Origin of the sequence: Terriglobus roseus, assembly GCF_900102185.1 — a bacterium.
Lineage (GTDB): Bacteria > Acidobacteriota > Terriglobia > Terriglobales > Acidobacteriaceae > Terriglobus > Terriglobus roseus_A.
In genome coordinates this window covers 2,785,871-2,798,843 of the sequence record NZ_LT629690.1, presented here as the reverse complement: position 1 = coordinate 2,798,843, position 12,973 = coordinate 2,785,871, and the positions used below count along the sequence as shown (strand labels likewise).

Here is a 12,973-nt window from a genome sequence, read left to right as displayed (position 1 = left end):
TGCCGTTTATCTATCGCAGGTTGGTAAAGCCACCGTCAATCAGAACATCGGTGCCCGTGATGAAGCTGGATGCATCCGAACAGAGAAAGAGTGCGAGTTGTGCGATCTCTGCTGGCGTTCCCATGCGGCCAATCGGTTGCGCGGCGGAGAGTGTCTTCATCATCTCTTCTTCACGGCCAGGATAGTTCTTCGCTAAAAAACCATCGACAAACGGTGTGTGGACGCGAGCCGGTGAAATGCAGTTGATGCGCAACCCAAGCGGCAGGCAATCCTTGGCCGCAGAAAGCGTCATGGAGAGCACAGCGCCCTTTGTCATGGAATACGCGAAGCGATCCTTGATGCCTGATGTCGCAGCAATGGATGCCATGTTCAGAATGACGCCGGCGCGACGCGTCTCCATGTTGCGAACAGCAGCTTGCATGCACAGATAAGTGCCACGCACATTTACACGGAACAGGCGATCAAAGTCGTCTGCCGATGTATCAACAACCGTACCGATGTGTGCGATGCCAGCACTGTTCACCACGATATCCAGCGCGCCTGCCTGCGCAAAGGCAGCAGTGACGCTTGCGTCATCAGAAACATCGCAGGCTATCGCATGGCAGGTTGCGTTTGTCTCTTTCGCAATACTGTCCGAAGTTGCTGTGACAGCATCCTGATTCAGGTCCAGCAGAATGACTTCCGCTCCTGCTGCTGCAAATGCCTCTGCAATCGCCCTGCCGATGCCGCTTGCTGCGCCTGTGATCAGAGCGCGCTTTCCCTGCAATGTCATGATCTCTCCCTACGTGTTTAAGCGGTGGTGGAGGCAGAAGCCCAATACGTTCCCTGTGGAAAGGCATATTCCTGCAGGGATTCCTTGCGGATTTCAATGCTGTATCCCGCTGCTTCCGGAAGCATGTAACGGCCACGTTCAATGCGAGTGGGAACGAGGAAGTGTTCATGCAGGTGATCGACGAACTCAACCACTCGATCCTTCAACGAAGCAGATGCCCATATGTAATCGAAAGCGGCCAGATGCTGTACGTATTCGCAGAGGCCGACACCGCCGGCATGTGGGCATACCGGGATACCGAACTTGGCAGCCATCAGGATGATCGCAAGATTCTCATTCACACCGGCAACGCGACAGCTATCAATCTGGCACACATCAATAGAGCCAGCCTGCATCAATTGCTTAAACATCACCTTGCTGTGGCAGTGTTCGCCGATGGCGATGCGAACGCCTGTTTCGCGACGAATGCGTGCATGGCCCAGGATGTCATCGGGGCTGGTAGGTTCTTCCATCCACCACGGCTGCAGCGGCTTTAGCGCAGTAGTGCGGTCGATGGCTTCTAGCACGCCCCACTTCTGGTTCGCGTCCACCATCAGCTTATTTTCCCAGCCGATTTCTTCACGTACCAGCAGGCCGCGGCGAAGATCATCTGCGGGATCACCGCCCACCTTCAGCTTGAAGTGTGTCCAACCTTCTGCAAGTGCTTCCTTGCAGAGCCTCCGGATCTTCTCATCGCTAAAGCCAAACCAGCCAACACTGGTGGTGTAAGCGGGAAGACCCTTTTCACGCAGGAAAGCAATGCGTTCCGCGCGCGTTGGTTCGTTGTGACGAAGAATGGCGAGCGCTTCCTCGGGTGACAGGGCATCGTCGATATAGCGGAAGTCAATGCACTTCACAATCTGCTCTGGCGTCATCTCGGCCAGTAACAGCCACACGGGTTTGTTCTCCACTCGTGCCCACAGATCCCATATCGCATTTACCAGCGCGGCAGCGGCAAGATGGATAACGCCCTTTTCCGGACCAAGCCAACGGAATTGCGTATCGCCTGTTAGTTCGCGCGCGAAGGCTCCCATATCGGTCGTGATTTCTTCCAGCGTGCGACCCACGATGAAGCGCGAAAGAAATTCAATCGCCATCACGCACAATTCCGTGCCACGGCCCAGCGTGAACGTAAGCCCATGACCTTCCACGCTGCTGTCTGTTTCCAGAACGCAGTATGCAGCGGAGTAATCAGGGTCTTTGTTGACGGCATCGGATCCGATGCTGAAACGTGACGTGGGGAATCGCAGATCGACTGTGCGACAACGCGTGATCCTGGGTGATGCGGCCATTACTGAGTTTTCTCCGGCGAAGGCTTTGAGTGAAAGTATATGCAACCGATGCTGCGAGGAAACTCACACCTCAAAGGTGGAGAGCGCCTCACGACGGCGATGGTAACGAGTCATAAAGAGTGCAAAGGCGAGCGTTACAACATAGCCCACAAGCGGAACCAGGTAACTGAGCGCCGTGGAGTGCAGATGTTCGGCAAGCAAGCCCATGATCGGCGGCATCACAGCACCACCCACAATCATCATCACCAACAGCGAGGCGGCGACGTTGGTGTTTGGGCCAAGGTCCTTCAAACCAAGGCTGAAGATGGTGGGGAACATCAGCGACATGAAGAAGCTGGTTGCAAGTACAGCGGATAAGCCTGCCCAACCCGGAACCGCAATAGCCGTGATCAGAAGCACGATGTTGCATCCCGCGTAGATCGCCATCAAGCGGCTCGGAAGAATGCTGCGCATCAGGTACGACGACAGAACGCGTCCCAGAGCAAAGGCAATCAATGTTCCTGTCAGCATCCATCCTGCGGTGCGTTCGGCAGCGTGAACATAATCATGCGCGTACTGGATGACGTAGCTCCACGATCCAACCTGTGCGCCTACATACATGAACTGCGCCAGCAGCGAAAAGAGGAAATGCTTTTCGCGCAGTAGCTCCGAAGGCTTTCCTGCTACCTCGGCAGTGTGTTCGCGCTGTGTGATGAACGCGGGAAATTTTGTGACGGCGATCAATCCCGCCCACACAAGCGCAAGTATGCCAAGCACCACATAAGGCGCGGCAATGCGCAGCGTTTCTTTGTGGAGATAATCCGCATACGTTCCTGCTGCCTGCATCGCAGCGCGTTGCTGTGGAGTGAGCTCCACGCCGGAGAAAATGAACAGGTTTCCTGCGACGACGCCAAGGATGGAGCCAAGTGAATTGCATGTTTGCGCAATGTTCAGGCGGCGCTCTGATGTTACTGTCGGTCCCAGCTGCACCATAAACGGATTCGCTGCGGTTTCAAGGAACGAAAGTCCCATGGCAATCACAAACAACGCAGCAAGGAAGTAACTGTACTGGCCGGAATTTGCGGCGAAGGGGAAGCTGAGGCAGCCAGCAGCAAACAGGCAAAGTCCCGTTAGAAAGCCAGCTTTGTAGCCCTTGCGGCGCATGATGATACCGGCAGGCAGCGCAAGCAGGAAGTAACCCAGATAGAACGCAAACTGTACCAGTCCCGCTTGGAACCGATTCAGTTCAAAACTCTTCATGAACTGGCGGATCAGAACATCGTTCAGGTTGTTGGGAATGCCCCATAGCAAAAAGACAAACGCAACCAGCAGAAACGTACGCAATACACCTTCGGGCAGAAGCGGTGCGCCGCTTGGGTCGTCCTGTCGTGATTCGGGAAGCTGAGTTGCAAATGCCATGGTTTCTCCCTGAAAGTGATCAACTGTTACCGGTGCAGCCGTGCGCCGCTGCTTTCAAGATCGTAAGTTGTAAACGCGCGTAGCGGTTCCACCCAGAATCATGTTGCGTTCCTGATGGCTCAGAGCCGCTGTCCAATCTTCTACCGTCTTCCACCAGTTGGAATAGGTGCCGCCAACGGTAAGCACTGGCCAGTCTGTGCCGATCATCAATCGGTCCGGTCCGAACGATTCCAACGCAGTTTCAAAATACGGATGCAGTTCTGCGGACGACCAATGGTTCCAGTCGGTCTCCGTCACCATTCCGGAGAGTTTGCACGTAACATTTTCGCGTCGCGCAAGTTCGCGAAAACCTTGGGCCCACGGGGCGAAACCTTGATTGCGAATATCCGGCTTTGCGATGTGATCCAGCACAAACGATTGCGTGGGATGGCGATCTACAAAGCGTGTGGCTTCTTCCAGTTGGCGTGCGTAGATCAGGATGTCGTAAACCAGCCCCGTCTCCCGCAGGTGCGCGATGCCTAGGTTGAAGGCGTCGCCATCCAGGAAGCCGGGCCTTTCCCCTTGCACAATGTGCCGCAACCCGCACAGGCGATTTGAGCTGCGAAAAGTCTCCAGTACGGCAGGGAACCGAACGCTCGCGACGGGAAGCCATCCTACGACGCCACGAACGGGCGAATCGTCGGCCTTTGCAATCTCCAGTAGCCATTCTGTCTCTTCCAGCGTCTGCCGTGCCTGGACGGCCACAGTGCCTTCCACACCTGCGTCAGCTAGTTCACGCCGCAGATCAGCCAGAAGAAAATCGCGACGCAGCGGAGCCATGTCATCGCCAATCCAGCCGTATTCCTCCGGCGTGTAATGCCAAAGGTGGTGGTGGCTATCAATTCGTTGCGAGAAACCGGTTTCCGTCATGCGGAGGATGAGGATAGCAATTCAACATGGCGATTGTCCCGCAGGCTCGCCGAATGTTAAACACTGAGACGTATAAGAAAGACGAGGTACTGATGCAGCGCTTTTGCCTGACGTTGAAGATGCGGCCCGATCCTGTGCTGATGGAAGAGTATGTGCAGCGTCACGCGGCTGTGTGGCCCGAGATTCTGGAGTCCATCCGAGCCGCCGGTGTGACTGGGATGCAGATCTTCCGCGACGGCTACCGCATGGTCATGATCATGGAAACCACGGATGATTTCACCATGGAGCGCAAAGCTGAGATGGACCGCGCCAATCCCGTGGTCATGCGGTGGGAGGCGGAGATGGCGAAGTATCAGCAGAGTGATCCCGGCGCCGACGCCAGCGCGAAATGGCTCCCCATGGAAAAGATTTTCGATCTGCAAACAAGCTAGGGCCGACCCATAGCCTCAGAGAATGGCCTAGCGCAACGCTATCGCTACACTGGTAATAGCCCATGTTTTCTGCCTTTCGCACTCTTGTCGCAGCTTCCGTCCTTGCTCTGGCCACCGCAAATCTTGCCGCGCAGGCCAAACACCCTGCGTACGGTTCGGCCCATCCAATGCCGAACCTCATCGTGGATACCGGTGGTGCACCGAACGATGCGCACGCTATGAAGCAGCATTATGTGGTGCTGGTGTCGCTGGACGGTTTCCGTTACGACTACCCAAAGCTGCACGGTGCGCCGCATCTGGATGACCTTGTGAAGGTGGGAGCGACCGCTCCTGATGGCATGTTGCCGTCGTATCCTTCGTTGACATTTCCGAATCACTGGACACTTGTGACGGGGCTGCTGCCGGAGCATCACGGCATCGTGCGCAACAGCTTTTACGATCCCACGCGCGACGAGACCTACCAGTACAAGGATCCGAAAACCAGCGGTGATGGAACCTGGTACGGTGGCGTGCCGTTGTGGTCGTTGGCGCAGAAGCAGGGCATGCGTGCGGCAACGTTTATGTGGCCGGGCTCTGAGGCTGAGATTGCTGGGTATCGTCCGAACAACTACGCAAGGTTTGAAGATCAGCTAGACGGCCATGTTGGTATCGAACAGGTTATTGCGTGGTTGAAATTGCCCGCAGAGCAACGGCCTCATCTGATCACGTTTTATATGCCCACTGCTGATCACGCAGGCCACTGGTATGGCCCGGACTCCGTGCAGGAACATGAAGCAGTTCATATTGTGGACTCGCTTATGGGCGAGCTGCGTGCGCGTCTGAACGCGACAGGATTACCGATAGACCTCATCATCGTGTCGGACCACGGGATGATTCTTAACGACAACAACTGGATTCAATGGGACCAGTATGTCGATCTGAAAGATACAAAGGTCGTCGAGTGGTCCTTCTATCCGAAGACGGATACGGAAGCGCAATCGCTGTTTGAACAGTTTCGCGCGCATCCTGATCCGCGTTTCACCGTGTACCGTCGCAAAGACACGCCTGCCTATCTGCACCTGCGTGACAACCCACGTAACGGCGATCCGGTGGTCGTTCCCAACGGCCCGTACATTGCGCATCCTCATGCCACGAGCCCGCGTGAAGACCTCGCGGATCACGGTTACGACGTGACACGTATGCCGCAGATGAAGGCTTTCTTTTTGGCCACAGGGCCAGACATCCGCAAGGGCGTGAAGCTGCCTTCTTTCAGCAACCTGGATGTGTATGACTTCGTTGCGAAGCTGTTGGATCTGAAGCCTGCTCCGAATGACGGCACCTTGAAGCCGTTATTGCCCGCATTGGAAAAGTAGCTATAGGACACATTTCGTGCGAAATAGAAAATGCCCGGCGACTTGCCGGGCATTTTCTATTCTGAGGGAACTACTTGGCTTCCGTTTCGTCCAGCACGGTCCAGCCTTCAGCCTTCTTCATGACCTTTTCACGGCCGCCCGATGGCACGGTGCCAACGCCGGAGTGAAGCTCGCTGATCTCCATGTGGTTTGCCTTCATGGAGGCGTGGCAGGCAACGAAGCTGACGTCTTTATCCAGTGACCCGGTGACGATGCTCAGTCCCTGCATGTCCTTGTTCACCAGCTTCAGGCCGTCGCCCGTAGCCAGAATCTCCACCACGGCAGTGCCTTTGGGCGCTGTGGACATGATGTTGTTGGCCTTATCCAGCGACGCCTGCCACACCTTGGGATCGTTCGAGTGGACATGGATCAGAACCTTCTGCGTAGGCGGTACGGGCGGAGCAGCCGGTGCGGCTGCCTGCTGCGCGAGAACAGCCGCAGGCATAAGAATGATCGAAGCGGTAAGTGCGGCAATACGTTTCATGCAACGAGTCCCTTCGTGGTGGATGTTTCTGCAAGCATATCGAATCTTGAACATTCATGAGGAAGATCGATGCCTCCGAGGGGTAGAATCGGGCGCATGACCCCACATCCCGTACGCTCCCTCATTCCGGCTGTTGTGGTTGCAACCCTCCTTCCGACAGCTCTAAGCCTGGCTCAAACGCCGGCCGAGCAGGCCATACTGGCTCCCATCCAGGCCATGTTTGATGGCATGGCGAAGCGGGATGCCGCGGCGATTGCCGCTCCCACCTTGCCGGGTGGAACCATGGTCTTGATGCGGGACGGCAAAGCCGCGCAGATGACCTTTACGGACTTTGCAGCGCGCGTCGGCAAGCCGGGCACAACCAAGATTGAGGAACGCATCCACGATCCGCTGGTTCGCATCGACAACGATCTCGCGGTCGTGTGGGCGCCGTTTGATTTCCTCGTCGACGGTAAGGTGGATCACTGCGGCACCGATCTCTTCAACATGGTGCGTGTCGACGGCACATGGAAGATCGCCAGCGTTGCAGATACCGGCACGAAGACCTGCGGCGGGAAGTAGTCCATGGCCGAGACGAACGAACTTCTGAGGCAGGCGTACGCCGCGTTCAATCGCCGCGACGTGGATGGTGCCCTGGAGCTGATGACGCCAGACGTGCGCTGGCCCAAGGCTTCCGAAGGCGGTTTCGTTGTCGGAAAAGATGAAATTCGTGCCTACTGGAAGCGGCAATGGCAGGAGTTCGACCCTAACGTGGAACCCGTTGAGATGATTGAACGGGAAGACGGCAGTGTTCATGTCCGCGTGCATCAGGTCGTCAAGAGCTTGTACGGTGATCTGCTTTTTAACGGCGAAGTGGTGCATGTTTTCACACTGCACGATGGACTGATTTCTGCGATGGAATTGGGTGATGGTGTGTCCTCCGCACCATCACGCGCCTTTACACATTCATCCTGAGAGCAATGAGAAGGGCGCCCTTAGCGGACGCCCTTTCTTACTTCGAATCGAAGCTGATTAGTACTTCGGCAAGCTCGGATCGATGCGATCGGCCCACGCCAGAATGCCGCCCGCAACGTTCTTCACGTTCGTGAAGCCCGCGTTCTTCAGAATGAGCGAAGCCTTCTGCGAACGTGCGCCGCTCCGGCAATGAACGAGTACTTCGTCGTTCTTGTGCGAGGCAATCTCACCGACGCGCTGTTCCAGTTCTCCAACGGGAATCAACTGAGCGCCAATCGAGACGATCTGAACCTCATGGGGTTCACGCACGTCCAGGATGAACGCCTTGCCTTCTTCGCGCTTTGCCTTCAGCTCTTCCACGCTGATCTGCGGAATACCGTCGATGTCTTCCAGGCCGGTGACAACGCCATGGGAAGCCACTTCCAGGGGACCAACTTCCGTGGGGGCAGCGACACCGCAGAACTGGTTGTAATCAATCAGCTCCTTGATCTCGTGCGTTCCGCAAGCGGGGCAGTTCGGGTTCTTACGCAGCTTCAGCGTGCGGAAGCTCATTCCCAGCGCATCCACCAGCAGCAGGCGGCCGATGAGCGGTTCGCCAATGCCAAGGATCAGCTTGATCACTTCCGTAGCCTGAATTACGCCGACAAGGCCGGGCAGAATGCCAAGTACGCCACCTTCAGCGCACGAGGGAACCAGTCCCGGCGGTGGCGGTTCGGGATACAGGCAGCGGTAGCAGGGGCCTTCTTCCGTGGCGAAGACAGATGCCTGTCCTTCAAAGCGGAAGATGGAGCCATACGCATTCGGCTTGCCCGTCAGAACGCAGGCATCGTTCACCAGGTAACGCGTCTGGAAGTTGTCGGTGCCGTCGGCAATGACGTCGTATTCCTTGAAGATTTCCAGGGCGTTCGCAGAGGTCAACATCGTGTTGTGCTTCACAACATTGATGTTCTTGTTCAGCCCCTTCAGCATCTGCTCTGCCGAGTCGACCTTAAGCTTGCCTACAGTGGACTGCGAGTGGATGATCTGGCGCTGCAGGTTGCTCTCGTCGACTACGTCGAAATCAACCAGGCCGATGGTGCCTACGCCCGCGGCTGCAAGATACAGAGCCAGCGGCGCGCCCAGTCCGCCCGTGCCCACGCAGAGCACCTTCGCGGCCTTCAGCTTGCGCTGACCATCCATGCCCACTTCTGGAAGGATCAGGTGGCGCGAGTAGCGCGCAATCTCTTCGTTGGTCAGCGTCGGCAGTTCTTCTGCGATCGCTTCTTCCGCAATAGCGGGTGCGCCACCGGCGATGGACGGAATGATGGAGATTTCGTCGCCTGCATTCAGCGTCGTCTCATCCTTGCCCGGCAGATCGCGGATATCGTCATCGTTCACATAAACGTTCACGAAGGAGCGCAGCTTGCCTTCGGCGTTGAACAGGTGACCCTTAATGGCGGGATGCGCTTCAGTCAGCGCGGCAAGAGCTTCTTTGACATTGGCTGCGGTTACGTCAACGGTGGACTTGTTGTCCGTAAATCCACGCAGCGGTGTTGGAATCAGAATCGTCATAACTTCCTTTGGATTACGACTGCATGCCATTGGATGCAGCGGGGTGGTCCGGGTGAAGTGAACTAGCCGACGACGATCTCTTCGTCCTCAAACTGCTTGTCCTCTTCGCTGGTGCCGCGCAGAAGGAATGCATTCGTCACCTCGGCCTTGCCCTGCGCTACGGCCGTGATGACGTAGCTACATCCGAACCAGTGGGCTTCGGCAAAGTCCGTAACGGACCACTGCGCCGGATGGTCGGGGTGCGAATGATAAAAGCCGACGATGTCCAGTCCCTTCTTCCGTCCCTCACGCTGCGCCTTGATAAGTTCCTGCGGTGCAATGTGATAGCGGTTGTGGGCGGAGTCGGTGCGTGTATTACCCGCACGCATAATCTCGACCACCTGGTTCACTTCGCCCGCATGGCCCAGAAGAATGCCGCAACATTCGTGCGGATAGGTTTCTTCGCCATGTGCGCGCAGTGCTTCGTAGTCGGATTGGCTCAGCTTCAACATCTGTATCTCTCTTTTGATCGTACAACGTGCGTTGAGGATGCAGCATTCTGCGTCACGCAAAACCGCCGCGGCGTGGTTTGCCGCGGCGGCTCAGTTTCAAGCAAATTACGATTGCGCGATGCCGGTGAGCGATTCCTGCGAGAGAGCCCGCCCACGGCCCATACGGTTCTTGTAGCTGGCCTTCACGAATTCGCGGAACAGCGGATGCGGCTCCAGCGGCTTCGATTTGAATTCCGGATGGAACTGGCAGGCCACAAAGTACGGGTGCGTGGGGATTTCCACGATCTCAACATAGGTGGCGTCCGGCGTCGTTCCGGTCAGCCGCAAACCCGCTCCGGTGAGGATGGGCTCGTACTCCCGGTTGAACTCGTAACGATGGCGGTGACGCTCGCTGATCTCCGTGGTGCCGTATGCCTGTGCAGCCTTGGAATCCGGCTCCATCACGCACGTCCAAGCACCCAGGCGCATCGTGCCGCCCATCTCTTCCACGCCGGTCAGTTCGCGCAGCTTATAGATGATGCGGTGCGGCGTCGCGGGATCAAACTCGGACGAGTTTGCGTCCTTCAGCCCAGCAACGTTGCGCGCGTACTCAATGCAAGCCGTCTGCATGCCCAAGCAGATGCCGAAGTACGGCGTCTCGCTCTCGCGTGCGTAACGGATGGCGTTCAACATGCCTTCAATACCGCGCTTGCCGAATCCACCAGGAACCAGAATGCCGTCAAACGTATCGAGCTGCTGTTCGTAGCTCTTGTCGTCGGTCTCCAGCCCTTCGGCTTCGATCCAGGTCACCTTCAGTTTCAGGTTTGCATCCAGAGCGCCGTGAACCAACGCTTCCTTCAGCGACTTGTAGCTGTCCTCGTACTCGACGTACTTGCCTACGATACCGATGTGGACTTCGTCCTTCGGGTGGTAGGCCCTGTGAACCAGCTCGCGCCACTTCGTCATATCTGCTTCGCCGGCATCAATGCGCAGATAGCTCAGCACAAGCTGATCAACATGCTCTGCCTCAAACGCCAGCGGCAGTTCATAGATACTGGCCACGTCGCGAGCGGCAATGACAGCGCGCTCTTCCACGTTGCAGAAGGCAGCAATTTTGCCACGCATTTCACGGGGCAGGTTGCGTTCGCTGCGGCACAGCAGAATGTCCGGCTGGATACCGATGGACAACATCTCCTTCACGGAGTGCTGCGTCGGCTTGGTCTTCAATTCCTGCGCAGCGGCAATCCACGGCACCAGCGTCACATGGACGAAGAGCGTGTTGTCACGGCCCAGGTCCTGGCGCATCTGGCGAATGGCTTCCAGGAAGGGAAGCGATTCAATATCGCCAACAGTGCCGCCGATTTCCACGATGGTCACATCGCAGTCGGTGGCAACTTTGCGCATGGCGTTTTTGATTTCGTTGGTGACGTGCGGAATCACCTGCACGGTCTTGCCCAGGTAGTCGCCGCGGCGCTCCTTGGTGATGACCTGTTCGTAGATGCGTCCGCTGGTCAGATTGTTATCGCGAGAAAGTTTCGCGTGGGTAAAGCGCTCGTAATGACCCATGTCCAGGTCGGTTTCCGCGCCGTCGTCGGTCACAAAGACTTCGCCGTGCTGGAAGGGAGACATAGTACCCGGATCCACATTCAGATACGGGTCAAACTTCATCAGGTTTACGCGCAGACCGCGCGCTTCCAGCAGGCACCCGATAGAAGCTGCAGCCAGCCCCTTACCAAGTGATGACACAACGCCGCCGGTTACAAAGATGTATTTCGCAGACATCTCCGCCTCGTTCTTTTTGAATTGTCGTGATTGGCCGTGCGTGGGGTGCACGATCAAGTATAGCAAGAACGGGCCGCGTGATGTGAGGTCGTCTTTGCCTTAAGCAGCATGCGGATGTGGGTTGAAGGGGGATAGTTCTGAAGCGCCTCGTGATACAGGGCCTCCCTCCTCAGTTCGCCATGCGATAGGCGTGATGTCCACAAAGCGATGCGTGCCGCCTGTACTGTCGTCTTCATCGCGATCGTGCCACGCAATGGTCGCCGTGCCGGTGATTTGAAGGATGCTGCCGCTATGTAGATTGGGAATCGCGATTGCGATTCTGGAATCAACAAGAAGATTGCCAATGCTGTTGAACAGCGAGTTCCCCGTGTAGTCCGGCAACCTGATGCGGCCGTCAGGGAGAAGCTGAACAAATCCCGGATCACCTCCGCGGTGCGAGACGTCCAGACCGCGTTCCGGATGAGTCGTTGCGAGGAAGAGCACGTCTGTCTCGCTCAGCAGTTGCAGATGCTCTCCAAGAAGTCGCGAGCCTTCGTGTTCGGCTGTTTCATTGTTCGCAGCGGAAGGTAGTGCCGTGCGCCGCGTGATGTACTTGGGGCAATTAAAAAACGCTTCCTGAACGCTGACGTGGAGACCGGCGGGCAAAGCCGTGGCGGTGCCGTTGATACGCATGCGCTGGCGGCTATTCAGGTCGATTGCAAGCAGACCAATGTTGCCACCACTCTTCAGATCGGCGAGGACGGCGTGTGGCATGGCGCGCTCGATCCAGAGATGGGTACCGTTCGCATCGGGTTGCAGGAATCCGGGCTTACCGGGAACGACGGTCGCCCACAAGGTGCCGGCAGCATCCATCGTGGCGACAGCAAGCAATGTTTGCTCTCTCAGCCACTCAAACACTTGCCGCGGAATGGCCGGTCTCACCATCCCTTCGCGCGCGTCCGCGATGTCCTGCTCGCCCGCCAATTGCTGCGCCTTGCGTTCCCCGGAATGGTATTGGCTGTGCACGGCTAATTAGATTCAGGCCCGACGACACCGGATTCGAGCCCCGCCCACCGATAGGAATACACCCAATCCAACGGTCACAAAATGAAATTTCGTCGATATACCTATTTTCAAAATAGGTATACGCGGTATAGACTCCCGCACATGGGAAAGAGTCCTCAACATCGTGACCTCTTCGCCGGTGCGTTGGAGCTGATGGTCCTGCATTCGCTGCGCATCAAGCCAATGCATGGCTACGCGTTGGTCAAACACATCCAGCAGGTTTCTGACGATCTGCTTCAGATCGAAGAAGGTTCGTTGTACCCTGCGCTTCAACGGATGCTGCGCGAAGGCTGGCTGGAAGCGGAAGAGGGAGTCTCCGCAAAGGGGCGTCCCACGCGTATCTATCAACTGACAAAGTCAGGCATGAAGCGGCTGGAGCAGGAGAAGTCCAGCTTCGAAAAGATGTTCGAAGGAATCACCCGCGTACTTGCGGTGGTAAAGGCTTAGGAGTTCACC

Annotated in this window: 14 protein-coding genes; 5 read left to right on the top strand and 9 right to left on the bottom strand. The window is 56.8% G+C overall.

Going from position 1 to position 12,973, the window contains the following annotated elements; genetic code table 11:
* Window positions 1–10: 10 nt before the first annotated feature.
* The 4 genes from BLT38_RS11675 to BLT38_RS11660 form a co-directional block, all read right to left on the bottom strand.
* Complete coding sequence (locus BLT38_RS11675) at window positions 11–772, bottom strand: SDR family NAD(P)-dependent oxidoreductase (protein WP_083345333.1); 762 nt, start codon at window positions 770–772, stop codon at window positions 11–13.
* 17 nt (window positions 773–789) lie between these two features.
* On the bottom strand, window positions 790–2,103 hold the full coding sequence (locus tag BLT38_RS11670) for an L-fuconate dehydratase (protein WP_083345332.1): 1,314 nt from the start codon (window positions 2,101–2,103) through the stop codon (window positions 790–792).
* Between the two features lie 63 nt (window positions 2,104–2,166).
* Window positions 2,167–3,501 (bottom strand): L-fucose:H+ symporter permease, encoded by a 1,335-nt coding sequence (gene fucP, locus BLT38_RS11665; protein ID WP_083345331.1) that lies wholly within the window; start codon window positions 3,499–3,501, stop codon window positions 2,167–2,169.
* Window positions 3,502–3,555: 54 nt separating this feature from the next.
* A complete protein-coding gene (locus BLT38_RS11660) occupies window positions 3,556–4,410 on the bottom strand; it encodes an amidohydrolase family protein (protein WP_083345330.1) in 855 nt (284 codons plus the stop codon).
* A 26-nt stretch (window positions 4,411–4,436) separates the two neighbouring features.
* On the opposite strand from BLT38_RS11660, the gene BLT38_RS11655 reads away from it, so the two are divergent.
* On the top strand, window positions 4,437–4,841 hold the full coding sequence (locus BLT38_RS11655; protein WP_231966441.1) for an L-rhamnose mutarotase: 405 nt from the start codon (window positions 4,437–4,439) through the stop codon (window positions 4,839–4,841).
* 62 nt (window positions 4,842–4,903) lie between these two features.
* Window positions 4,904–6,193, top strand: a complete 1,290-nt coding sequence (locus tag BLT38_RS11650) for an ectonucleotide pyrophosphatase/phosphodiesterase (RefSeq protein ID WP_083345329.1) — start codon at window positions 4,904–4,906, stop codon at window positions 6,191–6,193.
* A gap of 70 nt (window positions 6,194–6,263) precedes the next feature.
* On the opposite strand, the gene BLT38_RS11645 is transcribed toward BLT38_RS11650, so the two are convergent.
* Window positions 6,264–6,716 (bottom strand): sulfur reduction protein DsrE, encoded by a 453-nt coding sequence (locus tag BLT38_RS11645; RefSeq protein ID WP_083345328.1) that lies wholly within the window; start codon window positions 6,714–6,716, stop codon window positions 6,264–6,266.
* Between the two features lie 96 nt (window positions 6,717–6,812).
* On the opposite strand from BLT38_RS11645, the gene BLT38_RS11640 reads away from it, so the two are divergent.
* Together BLT38_RS11640 and BLT38_RS11635 are read left to right on the top strand one after the other, a co-directional pair.
* Window positions 6,813–7,277, top strand: coding sequence for a nuclear transport factor 2 family protein (locus BLT38_RS11640; RefSeq protein ID WP_083345327.1), 465 nt, complete (start codon window positions 6,813–6,815; stop codon window positions 7,275–7,277).
* A gap of 3 nt (window positions 7,278–7,280) precedes the next feature.
* The gene (locus tag BLT38_RS11635) at window positions 7,281–7,670 is read left to right on the top strand and encodes a nuclear transport factor 2 family protein (protein WP_083345326.1); all 390 of its coding nucleotides are present in this window, start codon (window positions 7,281–7,283) and stop codon (window positions 7,668–7,670) included.
* Between the two features lie 57 nt (window positions 7,671–7,727).
* Here BLT38_RS11635 and moeB read toward each other — a convergent pair whose 3' ends face one another.
* The 4 genes from moeB to BLT38_RS11615 form a co-directional block, all read right to left on the bottom strand.
* On the bottom strand, window positions 7,728–9,221 hold the full coding sequence (gene moeB / locus BLT38_RS11630) for a molybdopterin-synthase adenylyltransferase MoeB (protein ID WP_083345325.1): 1,494 nt from the start codon (window positions 9,219–9,221) through the stop codon (window positions 7,728–7,730).
* 62 nt (window positions 9,222–9,283) lie between these two features.
* The gene (locus BLT38_RS11625; RefSeq protein WP_083345324.1) at window positions 9,284–9,712 is read right to left on the bottom strand and encodes a Mov34/MPN/PAD-1 family protein; all 429 of its coding nucleotides are present in this window, start codon (window positions 9,710–9,712) and stop codon (window positions 9,284–9,286) included.
* Between the two features lie 105 nt (window positions 9,713–9,817).
* Window positions 9,818–11,473, bottom strand: a complete 1,656-nt coding sequence (locus BLT38_RS11620) for a CTP synthase (protein WP_083345323.1) — start codon at window positions 11,471–11,473, stop codon at window positions 9,818–9,820.
* 99 nt (window positions 11,474–11,572) lie between these two features.
* Window positions 11,573–12,478 (bottom strand): pyridoxamine 5'-phosphate oxidase family protein, encoded by a 906-nt coding sequence (locus BLT38_RS11615; RefSeq protein ID WP_156785108.1) that lies wholly within the window; start codon window positions 12,476–12,478, stop codon window positions 11,573–11,575.
* A gap of 141 nt (window positions 12,479–12,619) precedes the next feature.
* Between BLT38_RS11615 and BLT38_RS11610 the strand changes: the two genes are divergently transcribed.
* On the top strand, window positions 12,620–12,964 hold the full coding sequence (locus BLT38_RS11610) for a PadR family transcriptional regulator (RefSeq protein ID WP_083345321.1): 345 nt from the start codon (window positions 12,620–12,622) through the stop codon (window positions 12,962–12,964).
* Window positions 12,965–12,973 lie beyond the last annotated feature (9 nt).

What these genes read in the sequence shown, in the direction of transcription:
- BLT38_RS11675 (WP_083345333.1), bottom strand. Translation starts at nt 772, where the DNA reads ATGACATTGCAGGGAAAGCGCGCTCTGATCACAGGCGCAGCAAGCGGC.
- BLT38_RS11670 (WP_083345332.1), bottom strand. Translation starts at nt 2,103, where the DNA reads ATGGCCGCATCACCCAGGATCACGCGTTGTCGCACAGTCGATCTGCGA.
- fucP (WP_083345331.1), bottom strand. Translation starts at nt 3,501, where the DNA reads ATGGCATTTGCAACTCAGCTTCCCGAATCACGACAGGACGACCCAAGC.
- BLT38_RS11660 (WP_083345330.1), bottom strand. Translation starts at nt 4,410, where the DNA reads ATGACGGAAACCGGTTTCTCGCAACGAATTGATAGCCACCACCACCTT.
- BLT38_RS11655 (WP_231966441.1), top strand. Translation starts at nt 4,437, where the DNA reads ATGGCGATTGTCCCGCAGGCTCGCCGAATGTTAAACACTGAGACGTAT.
- BLT38_RS11650 (WP_083345329.1), top strand. Translation starts at nt 4,904, where the DNA reads ATGTTTTCTGCCTTTCGCACTCTTGTCGCAGCTTCCGTCCTTGCTCTG.
- BLT38_RS11645 (WP_083345328.1), bottom strand. Translation starts at nt 6,716, where the DNA reads ATGAAACGTATTGCCGCACTTACCGCTTCGATCATTCTTATGCCTGCG.
- BLT38_RS11640 (WP_083345327.1), top strand. Translation starts at nt 6,813, where the DNA reads ATGACCCCACATCCCGTACGCTCCCTCATTCCGGCTGTTGTGGTTGCA.
- BLT38_RS11635 (WP_083345326.1), top strand. Translation starts at nt 7,281, where the DNA reads ATGGCCGAGACGAACGAACTTCTGAGGCAGGCGTACGCCGCGTTCAAT.
- moeB (WP_083345325.1), bottom strand. Translation starts at nt 9,221, where the DNA reads ATGACGATTCTGATTCCAACACCGCTGCGTGGATTTACGGACAACAAG.
- BLT38_RS11625 (WP_083345324.1), bottom strand. Translation starts at nt 9,712, where the DNA reads ATGTTGAAGCTGAGCCAATCCGACTACGAAGCACTGCGCGCACATGGC.
- BLT38_RS11620 (WP_083345323.1), bottom strand. Translation starts at nt 11,473, where the DNA reads ATGTCTGCGAAATACATCTTTGTAACCGGCGGCGTTGTGTCATCACTT.
- BLT38_RS11610 (WP_083345321.1), top strand. Translation starts at nt 12,620, where the DNA reads ATGGGAAAGAGTCCTCAACATCGTGACCTCTTCGCCGGTGCGTTGGAG.